This is a genomic window from Bacillus sp. FSL K6-2819 (assembly GCF_038008305.1).
Classification (GTDB): domain Bacteria; phylum Bacillota; class Bacilli; order Bacillales; family Bacillaceae; genus Bacillus; species Bacillus amyloliquefaciens.
In genome coordinates this window covers 1,277,582-1,293,642 of record NZ_JBBOYV010000001.1, presented here as the reverse complement: position 1 = coordinate 1,293,642, position 16,061 = coordinate 1,277,582, and the positions used below count along the sequence as shown (strand labels likewise).

Annotated in this window: 16 protein-coding genes, 1 pseudogene, 1 riboswitch and 1 other annotated feature; of the genes and pseudogenes, 2 read left to right on the top strand and 15 right to left on the bottom strand. The window is 49.2% G+C overall.

Annotated features, from left to right (window positions below; genetic code table 11):
• Positions 1 to 14 precede the first annotated feature (14 nt).
• The 8 genes and pseudogenes from MHH91_RS06850 to MHH91_RS06815 all read right to left on the bottom strand — a co-directional run bounded on the left by MHH91_RS06850 (position 15) and on the right by MHH91_RS06815 (position 6,260).
• Positions 15 to 440: pseudogene (locus MHH91_RS06850) on the bottom strand (organic hydroperoxide resistance protein).
• Between the two features lie 114 nt (positions 441 to 554).
• Positions 555 to 1,802, bottom strand: coding sequence for a glutamate-5-semialdehyde dehydrogenase (gene proA, locus MHH91_RS06845; protein WP_013351990.1), 1,248 nt, complete (start codon positions 1,800 to 1,802; stop codon positions 555 to 557).
• Positions 1,799 to 2,911, bottom strand: a complete 1,113-nt coding sequence (proB, locus tag MHH91_RS06840) for a glutamate 5-kinase (protein ID WP_013351989.1) — start codon at positions 2,909 to 2,911, stop codon at positions 1,799 to 1,801. The genes proA and proB overlap by 4 nt, the downstream gene beginning before the upstream one ends.
• A 67-nt stretch (positions 2,912 to 2,978) precedes the next feature.
• Positions 2,979 to 3,192 (bottom strand) — a binding site (T-box leader).
• Positions 3,193 to 3,278: 86 nt separating this feature from the next.
• On the bottom strand, positions 3,279 to 4,181 hold the full coding sequence (gene purU / locus MHH91_RS06835) for a formyltetrahydrofolate deformylase (RefSeq protein WP_013351988.1): 903 nt from the start codon (positions 4,179 to 4,181) through the stop codon (positions 3,279 to 3,281).
• Positions 4,182 to 4,254: 73 nt separating this feature from the next.
• On the bottom strand, positions 4,255 to 4,569 hold the full coding sequence (locus tag MHH91_RS06830; protein WP_003154765.1) for a DMT family transporter: 315 nt from the start codon (positions 4,567 to 4,569) through the stop codon (positions 4,255 to 4,257).
• The gene (locus tag MHH91_RS06825) at positions 4,569 to 4,907 is read right to left on the bottom strand and encodes a DMT family transporter (protein ID WP_014472577.1); all 339 of its coding nucleotides are present in this window, start codon (positions 4,905 to 4,907) and stop codon (positions 4,569 to 4,571) included. The genes MHH91_RS06830 and MHH91_RS06825 overlap by 1 nt, the downstream gene beginning before the upstream one ends.
• A 66-nt stretch (positions 4,908 to 4,973) precedes the next feature.
• A riboswitch (guanidine-I (ykkC/yxkD leader) is annotated at positions 4,974 to 5,083 on the bottom strand.
• Between the two features lie 12 nt (positions 5,084 to 5,095).
• On the bottom strand, positions 5,096 to 5,641 hold the full coding sequence (locus MHH91_RS06820; RefSeq protein ID WP_013351986.1) for a GNAT family N-acetyltransferase: 546 nt from the start codon (positions 5,639 to 5,641) through the stop codon (positions 5,096 to 5,098).
• 100 nt (positions 5,642 to 5,741) lie between these two features.
• On the bottom strand, positions 5,742 to 6,260 hold the full coding sequence (locus MHH91_RS06815) for an acyl-CoA thioesterase (protein ID WP_003154772.1): 519 nt from the start codon (positions 6,258 to 6,260) through the stop codon (positions 5,742 to 5,744).
• 190 nt (positions 6,261 to 6,450) lie between these two features.
• Here MHH91_RS06815 and MHH91_RS06810 point away from each other — a divergent pair, with 190 nt between their 5' ends.
• Positions 6,451 to 7,311 carry a dimethylarginine dimethylaminohydrolase family protein gene (locus MHH91_RS06810; protein WP_013351985.1) on the top strand — a complete coding sequence of 287 codons (861 nt, stop codon included), beginning with the start codon at positions 6,451 to 6,453 and terminating at the stop codon, positions 7,309 to 7,311.
• A gap of 69 nt (positions 7,312 to 7,380) precedes the next feature.
• Positions 7,381 to 8,430, top strand: coding sequence for a lactonase family protein (locus MHH91_RS06805; protein ID WP_013351984.1), 1,050 nt, complete (start codon positions 7,381 to 7,383; stop codon positions 8,428 to 8,430).
• A 26-nt stretch (positions 8,431 to 8,456) separates the two neighbouring features.
• On the opposite strand, the gene MHH91_RS06800 is transcribed toward MHH91_RS06805, so the two are convergent.
• The 7 genes from MHH91_RS06800 to MHH91_RS06770 all read right to left on the bottom strand — a co-directional run bounded on the left by MHH91_RS06800 (position 8,457) and on the right by MHH91_RS06770 (position 16,058).
• Positions 8,457 to 9,428, bottom strand: a complete 972-nt coding sequence (locus MHH91_RS06800; protein ID WP_013351983.1) for an ABC transporter ATP-binding protein — start codon at positions 9,426 to 9,428, stop codon at positions 8,457 to 8,459.
• Positions 9,429 to 9,430: 2 nt separating this feature from the next.
• On the bottom strand, positions 9,431 to 10,330 hold the full coding sequence (locus MHH91_RS06795) for a C40 family peptidase (protein WP_013351982.1): 900 nt from the start codon (positions 10,328 to 10,330) through the stop codon (positions 9,431 to 9,433).
• Entirely contained in the window at positions 10,327 to 11,424 is a 1,098-nt protein-coding gene (locus tag MHH91_RS06790; protein ID WP_013351981.1) for a mandelate racemase/muconate lactonizing enzyme family protein, read from the bottom strand. Before MHH91_RS06790 ends, MHH91_RS06795 begins: the two co-directional genes overlap by 4 nt.
• 6 nt (positions 11,425 to 11,430) lie before the next feature.
• Complete coding sequence (locus MHH91_RS06785) at positions 11,431 to 12,390, bottom strand: S66 peptidase family protein (protein WP_014471722.1); 960 nt, start codon at positions 12,388 to 12,390, stop codon at positions 11,431 to 11,433.
• A gap of 67 nt (positions 12,391 to 12,457) precedes the next feature.
• A complete protein-coding gene (locus MHH91_RS06780; protein WP_013351979.1) occupies positions 12,458 to 14,077 on the bottom strand; it encodes a peptide ABC transporter substrate-binding protein in 1,620 nt (539 codons plus the stop codon).
• Positions 14,074 to 15,105: an ABC transporter ATP-binding protein gene (locus MHH91_RS06775; protein WP_013351978.1), complete on the bottom strand. Its 1,032-nt coding sequence runs from the start codon at positions 15,103 to 15,105 to the stop codon at positions 14,074 to 14,076. The genes MHH91_RS06780 and MHH91_RS06775 overlap by 4 nt, the downstream gene beginning before the upstream one ends.
• Before the next feature lie 5 nt (positions 15,106 to 15,110).
• Complete coding sequence (locus tag MHH91_RS06770) at positions 15,111 to 16,058, bottom strand: ABC transporter permease (RefSeq protein ID WP_013351977.1); 948 nt, start codon at positions 16,056 to 16,058, stop codon at positions 15,111 to 15,113.
• Between the last annotated feature and the right edge of the window lie 3 nt (positions 16,059 to 16,061).

The following is a 16,061-nucleotide window of genomic DNA, read 5'->3' as shown; positions in this document are numbered from 1 at the left end:
GGGCATCCTTGTTTTTATTCTGCTGCTAGAAGATTTACTTCAATATTTCCCGCTGTCGCTTTTGAATACGGGCAGACACCGTGCGCTTTTTGAATAAGTGCTTAAAGCTCCTCTTTATTAATGCCGGATGCTTTGACCTCGAGGGTAACGCCGAGTTTATATCCTTGGTCTGCTTCATCTTTCAGCAGACTGACATGCGCTGTGACCTCTGTTTCAATACTCAGGCGCTCTTTTCTCGCTACGAGCTGAAGGGCGCTGTCAAAGCAGGCAGAGTATCCTGCAGCAAACAGCTGTTCAGGGTTTGTGGCATGTTCGAGCCGTTTTGCTCTTGGCGTTCCCGGCATGGCAACATCAAGGTTCAGCACACCGTCAGAAGACGAGACTTTTCCCTCCCGTCCGCCGGCGGCTGATACTGTAGCTGTAAATAATGGTTTTGTCATGTGAATTCACCTCTATCATATTGTTTACAATTTAATTGTACACAATATAATGTGAATCGTCAATCTCCCCGCACAAAAAAAGCCTACCCTTTTTCAAGGATAAGCTTAAAAAGACTATACGCGGATTTGTCCGTTTCCTTTGATAATGATTTTTGTAGATGTTAACGCCGGAAGCCCCATCGGTCCTCTCGCGTGAAGCTTTTGCGTGCTGATGCCGATTTCGGCTCCGTACCCGAATTCAAAGCCGTCTGTAAACCGTGTGGAAGCATTATGATACACGGCGGCGGCGTCAACGGCTGTCTGGAAGTAAGCGGCATTCTCACCGTTTTCCGTCAGAATGGCTTCTGAATGGTTTGTGCCGTACTGCTGAATGTGACGGACCGCCTCCTGTACGTCATGCACCGTTTTTACACTGAGAATCGGCGCCAGGTATTCAGCTCCCCAATCGGCCTCTTCGGCTTGTTTCGCATTAGGCTCCAGCTCGCAAATCATCTGATCTCCGCGAAGCTCCACCCCTTTTTCTGTCAGCTGATTCAGCAGCTTTCGTCCGTGTTCTTCCGCCCATTTTTCATGGATCAAAAGAGATTCAATCGCATTGCAGACGGAAGGCCGCTGTGTTTTGGCGTTGATGACGACATCTCTGGCCATATCAGGATCTGCTGACTCATCTATGTACACGTGGCAATTGCCCGCTCCGGTTTCTAACACGGGTACGGTTGATTCCCTGACCACCAGATCAATCAAATTTTTGCCGCCGCGCGGGATCAATACATCCAGCCCGTCATTTAATGTGAAGAGCTGTTTCGCGGTTTCTTTGCTTGTATCTTCTATGAGCTGAACGGCATCAATCGGAAGCTTTGACAGTCCCAGTGCGCGTTTCATCACACTGACAAGTGCTTTGTTGCTGTGGATAGCTGACGAACTTCCTCTGAGCACAACCGCGTTTCCGGTTTTCAGGCAAAGTGTGGCAGCATCTACTGTAACATTCGGTCTGGCTTCATAGATCATGCCCACTACTCCGAGGGGCACGCGGATTTTTTCAATGGATAATCCATTCTCTTTTTGAATGGTCTCCAAAGATTCGCCGACGGGATCTTTCAGACCGATTAATAGTTCTACAGCATCCGCGATATCGAGCAGGCGTTTTTCGTCAAGAGTCAGCCTGTCAATAATGTCAGGCGTCAGTCCTCTTTTCTGTCCCGCTTCAATATCTTTCTGATTCTCTGTTAAAATCAGCTGGCGTTCATTTCTGAGCCCGTCTGCAATACATTGGAGCGCTTCGTTTTTTTCAGCGGTCGTTTTCATGACCATTTCGGCAGCCGCTTCTTTTGCCAAGGCAGCTTTTTGCAATACTTCACTCATTTGTTTTCCCCCTCGTCAAATAAATTCACCCAATCATTTCTGTGAATCACTTCCACCTGCTTCGCGCCCGGAAGCTGATCGCTCCGCTTCCCTTTGGCTTCCAAAATCTCATCGGATGAGTAATGCGTCTGCCCTTTGCCGATGATGCCGCCGGGACCTCTGACTTCCACTACGGCCCCTTTCGGAAAACTGCCGCAGACATCGGCGACACCGGCCGGAAGGAGACTTGAGCCGTTATGGATCATCGCCTGCTCCGCTCCCCCATCAATGATGATTTCCCCTGATATCGGAGAATGAAACATGATCCATTGCCGTGTATTATTAACGGAGGACAGCTCTTTATCACCGATATATGTACCGTCGCCTTTACCATCTAAAATCAGCTTCAGTTTTTCCCGTCCGGCACCGGTCCCGATAAACACCTTAACTCCGAGCGACAACGCGGTCTGGGCAGCGAGAAGTTTTGACTTCATGCCTCCGGTGCCGACTTTCGAGCCTGCTGAACCGGCATACCCGAGCAATTCAGGTGTAATGTCAGTCAAATAATCAAACCGCTTTGCGTCAGGATTTTCATTCGGATTGGCATCGTACAGGCCGTTAATGTCTGTGAGAATCATTAATTGGTCTGCATGAATCAGGCCGCTCACAAGCGCCGACAGCATGTCATTATCTCCGAACGTCAGCTCTTCGACTGATGTGGAATCATTCTCATTAATAATCGGCACGACTCCCCGCTCCAGCAATTCCATTACCGTGGCATACGCATTTCTGTACCGCTCTCTTTTTGAGAAATCATTTCTTGTTAATAAAATTTGCGCCGGCGTCAGACCGTATCTTTTTAAATGGTCCATATATTGCTGCATTAAAAGCGTCTGGCCGACCGCGGCGGCTGCCTGCTTTCCTTTTATTGTAACGGGGCGCGACGGATAGCCGAGAGCGGAAAAACCCGCTGCCACCGCGCCTGAGGTAATAAGGATTACTTCATGCCCGTTTTCTTTTAATAATGAAATGGCTTCCGTATGCTCCTTGATTTTGGCTTCATCAATACTTCCGTTACTGTTTGTGAGCGAGCTGCTCCCGATTTTCACAACAATTCTCTGCTTTTTCATAGTTTCTCCTCCGTGGCAATCAATCCAAACCGGCTCATCAAATAAAAAAGCCCATTCCATCCTGAAAAATAAGGACGAAATGGGCTTTCCGTGGTACCACCTTGTTTGAACGCGTTTTGCACGCGTCCCGCTTTCCTGTAACGCCAGGTTATCGCGCCTGAGTTTTCCCCTCAGGACTCCAAGGCAGGTTCGGCAGGTTTCATGCGGCAAAATGTTTCAGCGGGCCATTTTGCTCTCTGTCACAGAAAGTTCTGCGTACTGATCCTCTTCAACGCTCAATGATTTTTTTATATTATGCAAAGAAAACGAGTTCTTGTCAAGACATTTTCATCCATAAAAAACGGCCCGCCTCCCCGGCGGACCGCTATTAATTAAATACGATCGTTTTGTTTTCGTGAACGATGACGCGATCTTCCAAGTGCCATTTTACGGCTCTTGCCAATACGCTGCGCTCAATGGTTCTGCCGATATTCTTCAGATCCTCTGCGTGATCTCTGTGATCGACGCGTTCAATATCCTGTTCAATAATCGGGCCTTCGTCAAGGTCGTCCGTCACATAGTGAGATGTCGCGCCGATTAATTTTACTCCGCGCTCATAAGCCCGTTTATACGGATTAGCTCCGATAAAGGCCGGCAGGAATGAATGGTGGATGTTAATAATCCGATTCGGGTGTGCGGATACAAAGTCAGACGTCAAAATCTGCATGTAGCGGGCAAGAACGATCACATCAATCTCATACTGCTCCAGAAGCTCAAGCTGGCGCCGCTCAACTTCCGCGCGGATGTCTTTGTTAGCCTTCATGTAATGGAACGGAATATTCAGCGGTTCAACCACTTCTTTCGCCTCTTCATGGTTGCTGATGACAACCGCAATTTCGGCCATCATATTGCCGCTTTGCCATTCCCAAATGAGTTCATGAAGACAGTGCAGCTCCTTCGATACAAAGATCGCCACGCGCTTCAGCTCACTTGCCAGAGACAGGCTCCATGTCATGCCGAATGTTTGGGCGATTAAAGCGAACGCCTGCTTTAAGTCCTCTTTTTTCTCCCGAATGCCTTTGCAGTCGAATTCAATTCTAAGAAAAAACCGGCCGCCTTCAGGATCAGTCGTATATTGATTTGATTCAATAATATTTGCGCCATGTTCAAACAAAAACGCGGACACAGCCGATACAATTCCCGGCTGGTCGGGGCAGCTGACGAGCAGGCGCCCTTTTTCCTCATTCCCTTCGCGGTAGTCATTCAGCCGCTGTGTCATATATGAATTCATATGTTTTAATCCCTCGTATCTTCATAATTCGTAACTTATTATAGATTATACTGAAGATTTGTTAAAAATCAATTTACGAAAGAATTTTCAATCCTACGGCAGCGCATAAAATAAGCGCAATGAAAAAGATGCGCTTCGCATCCTTCTGCTCTCCGTAGAAAAGAATACCGGCTAACGCGCCGCCCGCCGTGCCGATACCCGTCCAGATTGCATAGGCCGTTCCCATCGCGATCGTTTCCATCGCATAAGAAAGCAGCGAAAATGAAGCCGCAAAACCGACGATAATGAAGAGAATCCATTTGACTTTCTTTTCTTTTTGAAATTGATTCATCAAAATGACCCCGAGCATTTCACAAAGACCCGCGGCTATCAGACTGATCCAATGCATTACGACTTCTCCTCCTTCGTCTCAGGCGTATCCTGTGTGACCAGCTTTAATCCGATGACACCGATCAGCAAAACGCCGATCAGCACGATTTTCACCGGATCGGCCTGCTCTTTGAAAAGCAAGATTTCACTCAGCACGGTGCCCGCTGTCCCGAGACCGGTAAAGACCGCATATACCGTTCCTACGGGCAGGCTGTTAGTCGCCTTGATTAATAGATAAAAACTGATGATGATGCCCACAATTGTGGAGCTCCACGTCAGCGCCGAATCTGCATGTTTCAGGCCGATGACCCATACAACCTCAAATACGGCCGCTAAGACCACTAAACCCCATTTCATGTTCTTCACCCTTTCTGTTTTCGGACAATACAAAAAAGCCCGGATAGTCGTCTCACATGAGATTGACTCTCCCGGGCTTTTTTCCCTCCGTGTGCATATGCGGGAATATGTCCGCATATGTGTTTTCTCTCGGACCAGGCCATGTGTGAACATGCGGAACCCTAGAAAACATGTCTGTTCGTATCATACTACATTTCGCTGAAACGTTCAATGTCAGATGTGATGTCAAAAACCGTCAGCTGCCTCTCCCATTTGTTAACGGTCTCGCCGGCTGCCATGCCGATTTTTTCCGCGACGCGGACGGAAGCAAGGTTTTCCGGATCGATCAGCGCCGCTATGCGTCCGTATTGCTTTGTTTGAAAACCGTATGTCAGACAGGCTTTCGCAGCCTCTGTCGCATAGCCGCAGCCCCAATGGCGGCGGGCAAACATATAACCGATTTCCATCATCGCGGTTCCGTTTACCGTCTGCGGAACGATTCCGCATTGACCGAGAAATGCACCCGTCTCTTTATCTTCTGCGATCCAAAGACTCACGCCGTATCCTTTGGCCAATCGTTTGTTCCAGGCAATCCATTCCTTCGTTTCCCGTCTGCTTTTAAGAGAAGGATAATATTTCATGACCTCTCTATCGGTAAACAGCCCGTACAAATTCTCTTCATCGTCATCCCGCATGGTGCGCAGGCGGATACGCCTGGTTGTCAGGATGGTGCCGGAAGACTTATGCTTCATCATACACGCCACGTCTCCTTTCCCTGTATTAGATTATGGATCCGGCAGGAAAAGTCCTTTTTCAGCGTAAAAAAACCGCTTTTTTAAAAAAGCGGTTTGACGATTACCAAGGCTTATCTGTCCCGAGCGCCTCGGCCAGGGCCTTGCTGTGTTTTAAACGGTTTTTTCGTTCTCCGGCGCGCTGAACGGCCGTATTGTGAAGCATGATTTCTTCCTCGGTTTCCGGCACGATCCGCGGAACGGGCACCGATTTCCCGTTTGAATCGAGCGCGACGAAGGTCAGAAATGACGTTGCCGCAAGCTCGCGTTCCCCAGTCATCAGATGCTCTTTAATGACTTTGACAAACACCTCCATAGACGATGTTCCGACCCATGTGACGTAGGATTCAAGGCATACGGAATCCTGCTGGCCGATCGGGCGCAAAAAATCTACAGAGTCCATTGAGGCCGTGACGGTTTCACACCGGCAGTGGCGGGCCGCGGAAATTGAAGCGATATCATCAATGTAGCTCATCAGCTTTCCGCCAAACAGCGTATTGTGGTTATTGGTATCAAGCGGAAAAACCCTGCTTGTTTTGACTACCCTTGTTTCTTTGCAAAATCTTGATTCTGGCAACTTCATTATTCAAACTCCCCTTTGGTGTCTGGTCGTTTCGACTCATTCATCTGCTACCACCTATTAAACAATACTTTTACCGTTTTGTCTAAAATTTTAAATGTTAAGTTGGTTAGATATTCTGTCAGAAATGTTTCATTATTCATCACATCCGGGAATAATAAACGCACATTGAATATCGATAGGAGGCTATCACATGCACGTATCCATTCCCAAATCCACGCCAAAACCGGCATGCCGCAGTGAATATGATGCTTTGAAGACAGTCATTTTATGCCGGCCGGAACACATGGCCATCAAAGATATTATTAACGGAACACAAAAACATTTTAAACAAGAAAATATTGACATCTCCACCGCCCTCAAACAGCATAATGAGTTTATTGACATTTTAAAATCCCATCAGATTGAAGTCGTCCTGCTGCCTGCCGATCCCGAATTGCCTGAGCAGGTATTCACCCGGGATATCGGATTTGTCTTAGGAGAAACAGCGTTTATTTCAAGCATGGCGGCTTCAGTCCGGCAGGGAGAAGAAAAGGTGTTTCAACACCTGCTTGATGATGAGAAAATCCCTTATACGCGAATCAGCAAAGCGAACATTGAAGGCGGCGACGTCATGATCGCAGACGGCACCGTTTATGCCGGGCTGAGCGAGCGCACGGATAAAGCGGCTGTCCGGGAGCTGCAGGAGGCGCTGCCGGAAATGACCGTCGTGCCGATCCCTCTTAAGGAGGATTTCTTACATTTGGACTGTGTGTTTAATATGATCTCGGAAACGGAGGCGCTATACTGCAAAAATGGCTTACGGCAGAAAGAAATTGATCTTCTTGCCGAACGTTTTGAGATGATAGAAGTGCCTGAAGAAGAACAATTTACGCTCGGACCGAATATCCTGTCCATCGGCAATCAGACAATTATCAGCCTGCCGCAGCACCGTCATACGAACCGAGAGCTCAGAAAAAGGGGATATAAAGTCATTGAAACCGAGTTTTCCGAAATTATCAAATCGGGCGGTTCCTTCCGCTGCTGCACCCTCCCGCTTGTCAGAACATCTTAAACATTTACAAGGCAGTTTCCTTCAAGATACGTTAATATAGAGAAGACAAGACTTAAAGGGGGAAACCGAATGGCTAAGTACATAGGATACGCGGGAACATATACAAAAGGCGGCAGCGAAGGCATTTATTGTTTTGAACTTGATACAGAAGCGAAACAGCTCAGCCAGCCGAAGCTTGCTGCAAAGCTCGGCAACCCGACATACGTCACACCGAACTCTGATAACAGCATGCTGTATTCCATTGAAAAAGCAGACGGAAAAGGCGGCGTCGCAGCCTATCAAATCAATCAGAACACCGGCGAATTAACTTTTGTGAACCACCAGCTGATTGAAGGCCCGTCTCCATGCCACGTCAGCATTGATAGTAAACATGAATATGTTTTAACCGCTAATTACCACAGCGGAAAAGTGCACGCCTTCCCTGTCAATCAGGACGGCAGCCTGCAGGAGCCTGCAGCTGAAGCAGCTCATACGGGGACCGGTCCTCATGAAAGACAGGAGAAACCGCATACTCATTTCGCAGGCTTTACACCTGAGCATAATTACATTGCAGCCGTCGATTTAGGGACGGATACGCTGTATACTTACCAAATGCAAAACGGCGCGCTCACAGAGGTAAAAACCCATTCTTTCGCACCCGGTTCAGGGCCGCGCCATATCGTTTTCCATCCGGCGGAAAAATACGCCTATGTCATGACGGAGATCAGCAATGAAGTCATCGCGCTTGAATACAATCCGACCTTAGGTGAATTCAGAGAGCTTCAGGTCATTTCCGCTTTGCCTGAAGGCTTTACTGACAAATCTCAGGGCAGCGCGATCCGCATATCTAAAGACGGCAGATTTCTTTATGCCGCCAACCGCGGGCATGACAGCATCGCCATCTTTAAGATCAATCAATATTCCGGGGAATTGTCTCTTGTTGAATGGGTGCCGACAGAAGGAAACTGGCCGCGTGATTTCGCGTTTGATCCATCCGAAACATTCCTTATCGCGTCAAATGAAGAAACGGGAAATCTGGTTTTGTTTGAACGCGATCCGGAAACGGGCAGACTGACTCTGCTTCAATCTGACGTACCGGTTCCGTATCCGGTCTGCGTGTCATTTCTGCATCAGGTTTAATCACAAAGAAAGCTGACGATTTAAAGTCAGCTTTCTTTTTTGTATAAGTGACAGGCGACAAAACGTCCCGTCTTCACTTCCTCAAGCTCAGGCGTAACTTTACCGCAGAGCTCCATCGCTTCAGGGCACCGCGTCCTGAAAACACAGCCGCTCGGCGGGTTAACTGGGCTCGGCAGCTCCCCTTTCAGAATAATCCGTTCACGCTTGTCCTCAAGAAGCGGATCAGGGATCGGAATTGAAGATAAAAGCGCCTTCGTATAAGGGTGAAGCGGTTCCTTGTAAAGCGCAGCGCTTTCTGTGATTTCCATCATGCGCCCCAAATACATCACGCCGATCCTATCGCTGATATGCTTGACCATTGATAAATCGTGAGCGATAAATAAAAATGTCAGCCCTTTCTCCTTCTGAAGCCTTTTTAAAAGGTTGACGACCTGTGCCTGTACGGACACGTCAAGCGCAGAAATCGGCTCATCCGCCACGATAAACTCGGGGTGCAGAGAAAGTGCTCTGGCAATCCCGATTCTCTGTCTCTGTCCGCCACTGAATTCGTGGGGGTACCGGCTGCCGAAATCCGGATGGAGTCCGACAGCTTCAAGCAGTTCATCCGCCATCATCAGACGGGCTTTACGGGTATTGTAAAGATTGTGGATTTCCATCGGCTCCATAATAATTTCCCGTACGGTCAGGCGCGGATTTAACGAGGCGTAAGGGTCTTGAAAAATCATCTGCAGCTTGCGGAATAAGACCGACCGCTGATCTGGCGCGGCACGGTGTATGTCCGTCCCTTCATATGATACCGAACCGGCCGTCGGGTCGTACAGACGAAGAATAACCCTTCCGAGCGTCGATTTACCGCACCCCGATTCTCCGACGAGTCCGAATGTTTCCCCTCTTTGAATGTGAAAACTGACACCGTCGACTGCTTTTACGGCTTTCTTTCTTCCTGCGTCAAAATGCATTTTCAGCCCGCTGACTTCAAGGAGCGGAGACGCTGTCATATTCATTCCCCCTTTTCGCTGATACAGCGGCGTACGATGCATAATTCCTTTTCATAGACGGTTCCTTCCAAAGGCAGCACTTCGATTGTTTTTCCCGTTTTCGGGGAGTGCAGCATCCGGCCGTCTCCCAGCGCCAAACCGACATGGTGGATCGCGCCTTGTCCTTCATCATAGGCGAAAAACAAAAGATCAGCCGGCCGGATATCGTTTACCGCAGCGCCGAATCCAGCTTTTGCTTGGTCCTGCGCATCACGGGGAAGGGCATAACCGTTTGCTTTAAATACCGAATACATAAATCCGGAGCAGTCAAACCCGAAACCGCTCAGTCCACCCCATAAATAAGGAAGCCCGAGAAACATCATGCCTGTTTCGATGATATCTATTGCCCGCCCTTTCCTATGCCGGAATTCGTCTGCGTCAGCTTCCTTTACGAATCGTTCTCCGAGCGGCGTCGCCACCCGGAAAAAGCCATTTTCACGTCCGGCTGCCGGAAGACGCGTTAAGAAACTCACTTCAAGATCCGGTTCGCCGTTTGAGTGATATAAAAAAGATGTCGGTTTGGTAATCCATACGGCAGGAGAAGATGTGGGAAAGCTGTTTTTTGAAAGCTGGCTTTTTTTCACCCAGCCAGGATATCCGCGCGCGTCCTTTTTTGAAGGCTGGCCGGGAACGGCAACAAAAGCCCATTCACCCTCCTCTTTGAGAATGATCACTTCTTCCCCGAAAAGCACTTGCGTTTGGACAAGGTTGTCTGTGCATAGTTGAAGCCGCTCTTCATATCCCATAGACGCCAGCCATTTTCTGATTTGCGGCGGGTTTTCGAGCACCGGTGCATCATACGGGCGGGGAGATGACGGCAGCGTCCATACATTGGCTGCCGCCGCTGTAACGGCTGCTCTCATTGTTTCGCCTCCTCTTGTATCGACACGCCGGTAATGCCCAGACCCGGTTCATCCGGGATCGTAATCTGACTGCCGCTGTATGTGATGCCGCCTTTTATGAAGTCATTTTTCAGCATAAGCGGCGCATCAAAATCAAACCTTGTAACATTCCGTTTGCCCGCTGCAAAATGGGCTGCGGCGGTAATGCCGAGCTTCGTCTCAATCATGCTGCCGACCATGCATTCCACGCCGCACGTTTCCGCCATCGCATTGATGGTTTCCGCCTGCTTTATGCCGCCCGCTTTCATCAGCTTAATATTGATTAAATCGGCGCTTCTCGTTTGCAGTACGTGAAAGGCCTGACGGGGCGTAAAGACGCTCTCGTCCGCCATAATCGGTGTGTCTACGGCATCTGTGACCCGTTTCAGCCCGGCGATATCGTCTTTATGAACAGGCTGTTCGACCAGCTCAATGCCAAGTCCGGCGTCTTCCATCTTTCGGATCGCGGTCACGGCTTCTTTCGGCGTCCAGCCTTGGTTCGCGTCCAGTCTCAGTTTGACGGTTGCGCCGACACGTGATCTGACCGCCTGAATCCGCGCGATATCGTCTGATATGTCACCTATGCCGACTTTTATTTTTAAAATATGAAATCCTTTGTTCACATAACGGTCTGCATCCCCTGCCATCTCCTCAGGAGAATTGACGCTGACGGTAAAATCTGTTTCCATCGTATTCCGATAACCTCCGAGAAGCTGATAAAGCGGCTGCCCGTGCATTTGCGCCCATCCGTCATATACAGCCATATCTACCGCGGCCTTTGCGCTTTGATTTCTTACCAAAAGCCGGCTGATGTCATACAAAACTGCTTCCCTGTCAGAAATGTTCCGGCCTAAAAGAGCGGGCTTCAGTACATCGCAAACGGCGCTTTCGATACTTGCTGCGCTGTCGCCTGTTATAACAACCGTCGGCGGCGCCTCGCCCCAGCCGGTCAGACCGTTGTCAAATGTAATCTTCACAATGACCGATTCAGCATTGTAAACCGTGCGCAAAGCGGTCTTAAACGGTTTTTTCAGCGGCACGGATATCCGTCCTGTTTGAATATCTGTTATCCTCACGTCCGGTCACTCCCTTCCCGAAATCCCCGATTCAATTGTTACCGCTTTGGCCGCCGTATCCATAACCGCGCGGACTCCGATCGGAACGGCGAAGCTCGGCGAACAATGGCCGATTTTAAAGCCTTTGAGCGCGGGCTTCCCTGATTTGACAATGTAATCGTTCAGCACTTGCTCTAATGTGAGGGACTTTTCTTTATTCTTCGGTTCGCATTTGTGAAAATCACAGACTAGAATTCCTGCTGCGTCTGATAGTTTGCCGGCCATTTTCAATTGATTCAGCATTCTGTCGATTTGATACGGCTCCTCATCAATATCCTCGATAAACAGCAGTTTGTCTTTCGTATCAATTTCAAACGGCGTACCGAGTGTGGATGTAATAAGCGACAGATTGCCGCCCGCAAGCTCTCCCTCGGCTCTTCCGTCTGTCAGCACCTCCAGCGGAGAAATATCCTCCGTATAGGTGAATTCCGTTTCTTCGAAAAGCTGATGATACGATGCCTTTGTCAGCGGATCAGCATCTTCAAGTCCCACATCCGTGCTCAGCATCGGGCCGTGAAATGTGACGAGTCCCGTATTTTGATGAATGGCGGTATGTAAAAATGTAATATCGCTGTATCCCCAGAAAATTTTCGGATTGCTGCGGATTAAGCCGAAATCAATGTCAGCGGCAATGCGGCCCGTGCCGAATCCTCCGCACGCGCATATCACTGCTTTGACATTCTGATCACTGAACATGTCATGGAGATCATCGAGACGCGCCCTGTCTTCTCCCGCCAAATAGCCGTGGCGGGTCTTCAGCGACCGGCCGAGTTTCACTTGAAGGCCAAGCTCATTCTCTAAAAAAAGCAGCGCGTTTTGTAAAGTCCCGCTCTCAGGGGGGCTTGCGGGCGCAATCACACCGACCGTGTCGCCTTTTTGCAGTGCTTTTGGTTTATGGTTCATGGCTTTTTCAATCTCCTCTCCCATGGATTGAAAAGTGAAACATACCGCTCCTTTAACGGCAAAAGAGCGGTATGTCGTTTCCGAGGTGATATCAGGACTTTTCCGCCCACTTCAGATCAACGTAACCGACGGGGTGCCGGACAATGCCCTTCACGCCGCTGTTTTGCAGATGCACCTGATTGTAAAAATAAATCGGAATGATCGGAGCCTCGTTCATGAGCAGCTTCTCCGCTTTATGCATGAGCGCAAAACGTTTTTTTGCATCGGCTTCCTGTTTTGCCTGCTTGATATAGCTGTCGTATGTCTCGCTGCCCCAGCCGGTGCGGTTCATGGAATTGCCCGTCTGGAAAGCCTCAAGAAAACTGATCGGATCTGCGTAATCCGGTAAAAATGAACTTTGAGAGAACTGAAACTTCAGCCCTTTTTGCTCCTCTAAAAAGACATTCCATTCCATATTGGCGAGCTTAACGTCTATACCGAGCACACTTTTGAGCTTCTGCTGTACCGCTTCCGCTATTTTTTTATGCTCCGGCTTTGTGCTGTATGTCAGTGTGACGGCAGGCAGTTTGTCATAATGCTCTTCTGCCATGCCTTTTTCCAGCAGTTTTTTGGCTTCTGATTCATCCGGAGTTAATAAACTGCCGCCTGCTTCGCGGAAATCTTTCCCGTCAGGCTGCGGAAACCCCGGGGATACAAAGGCATGTGCCGGCTTTTCACTGTTTTTGGTCACATAATCCGTGATTTCTTTCTGATCAATAGCCGCAGCAAACGCTTTTCTGATCTTTTCATTTTGGAACGGCTCCATTTTAACGTTAAAGCGATAGAAATAAAGTCCGGCCTGATCCCACGTGCGGACATTTTTTCCGCCCATCAGCTGCTCGCTCAGCTCTGCCGGCACAAAAGCGGTATCCAAATCTCCCGACTGGAACATCTGGTAGTCGGTATTTCGGTCACTGACCATCGCCCATGTGACTTTATCAAGTTTCACCGTCTTTTTATCCCAATACGTCTCGTTTTTGACCATCGTCATGCTGTCGTCATGCTTCCATTCCGTCAGCTTGAACGGCCCGTTGCCGACAAAGGTTTTCGCTTCAGTGAACCATTTCGGATCAGCCTTAGCGACCTTTTCATTAATCGGGAAATACGCCGGATTGGACACGACGCTCAGAAAATAATCCTGCGGTGCCGCCAATGTGACGACCAATGTTTTTTTATCTTTTGCCGTAACTTTCACGTCTTCTTTTTTGCCTTTTCCGCTGTTAAATTCTTCCCCGCCTTTGATCATATAGCCGAGAAATGCGGAAGACGCTCCCGTTTTCGGATCGAGCATCCGTTTCCAGGCGTACACGAAGTCTTCCGCCGTGACGGGATCGCCATTGGTCCATTTGGCGTCATCACGGAGACTGAAGGTATATGTCAGCTTATCAGCGGACACCTTCCAGCTTTTTGCCATGGCCGGTTCGGGCTTATTATCTTTTCCGAGCCTTGTTAAACCTTCCATTATGTTATTCAGCGGCTGCCAGGAAACATTATTAAACCCGATCGGCGGATCAAGTGAGGTCGGCTCATTTTCGTTATTGAGCCGGAGCACTGTTTCATCCCCCTGTTCTTTTGCTTTGCCGGTTTCTGTTCCCGCCTGCTCATTGGCCGTACAGCCCATCAAAGCAAACGACACAACAGCAATCACTCCGATTGCCCATTTCTTTTTCATTTGAATCCCCCTTTTTCCTCTGCTGCCTTCAGCTGTTTGTGCTTTTGCCTCTCTGCACGGTCATCCTGAAGCCAACAATTGACGAAATGGCTTTTGGATTTCACGGTTGTTTCCGGATATACCTTTTCACAGACGATCATCCTGTCCGGGCAGCGGGCGGCAAACGGGCAGCCCGGCGGCGGATCGAATAAATCAGGCGGCGTCCCGTCAATCGGCGAAAGCTCACTATCCTCCATATCCAGCCGCGGCACTGAGAAGAGCAGCCCCTTTGTGTAGGGATGAGCGGGCCGGTAAAAAATATCATGCCTCGTGCCGATTTCGGCGATTTTTCCCGCGTACATGACGGCGACCCTGTCAGCGGTCTGAGCGACAACGCCGAGATCATGCGTAATCAGAACAATAGATACGCCTGTTTTTCTTTGAATCTTTTTAAATAATTCAAGGATCTGTGCTTGAATTGTTACATCAAGAGCAGTCGTCGGTTCATCGGCAATCATGATTTCCGGCTCGCAGATCAGAGCCATCGCGATCACGATCCGCTGTCGCATGCCCCCGCTTAATTGGTGGGGATACTGCTTCAGGCGGGATTTCGAGTCAGGGATGCCGACAAGGTCCAGCATGGCGAGAACCTCGGATTCAGCTTGTTTTCTGGTCATGTCTCGGTGTTCCAAAAGCGCTTCTGAAAGCTGATCTCCTACAGTCAAAGTCGGATTGAGCGCCGTCATCGGGTCCTGAAAGATCATAGAAATGTCACGTCCCCGTATTCCCCGCATTTCCCGTTCCGTCATTTGACAAAGGTCTTTCTGTTTAAATTGTATGCTTCCGGATTCAATCTTTGCCGAATGTTTCGGAAGAAGGCCCATCACGGCTTGTAACGTCACGCTTTTTCCGCAGCCCGATTCACCGACGATCGCAAACGTTTCACCTTTATATAAATCGAAGCTGACGCCTCTGACGGCTTTTACGGTGCCTCCGTATGTTGAAAAAGTAACATGCAGATTTTGAACTGAAAGAACTTGCTGCGCCATTTTTCCTACCTCCTCAATTTCGGGTCTAACGCGTCCTGCAAGCCGTCTCCAAGCACGTTAAACGCGTACATCGTTAAGGAAATGAAAAAGGCGGGAAAAAACAGCCGCCACCAATGGCCTGATAAAATCGCCGGGAGCCCGTCGTTTGCCATGACTCCCCAGCTTGCAAACGGCGCTTGAATGCCGAGTCCTAAAAAACTTAGAAATGATTCCGCAAAAATCGCCGCCGGCACCGTAAGCGTCATTTGGACAATAATGGCCCCCATCGTATTCGGCAGCAGATTTTTCTTAATGATCCGAAATGTTTTCGCCCCAAACGTTTTCGAAGCAAGCACGTGTTCATCATGCTTCATCCTCAATACCTGTCCTCTGACAATCCGCGCCATGCCGACCCACCCCGTCACGGTCAGAGCGACGATAATAGAACCGAGCCCCGGTCCCATCAGCACCATTAACAAAATGACAACGAGCAGATACGGCAATCCGTAGAGAACCTCGATGATTCTCATCATGGCGCTGTCTGTCCGTCCCCCTTTGTAGCCGGCGATGCCTCCGTAAATGACGCCGATCAAAAAGTCGATCAAGGCCGCCATCACACCGACAAATAAAGATATCCTCGCTCCGTACCACGTTCTTGTAAATACGTCCCGTCCAAGCTCATCGGTTCCGAACCAATGTGAAGAAGACGGCGGAAGATTCTGCTCGGCGAGCGTCTGCCTTGTCACACTGTGCGGTGATATCACCGGACCGAACACAGCTAATAGAAACAGGCAAAATAAAATCACAAGGCCGGCCATCGCCAATTTGTTCTTTTTAAGCCGCCGCCACGCATCCTGAGTGTAAGACAGGCTCGGACGCTTGACCGACTCGGCTTCACCCTTTCTTTCCATGCCCGGCTGAAACCATTCATCAGGCACTTCTGTGTGTTTTACCGTTTCCTGCGGGAGATTCATCGG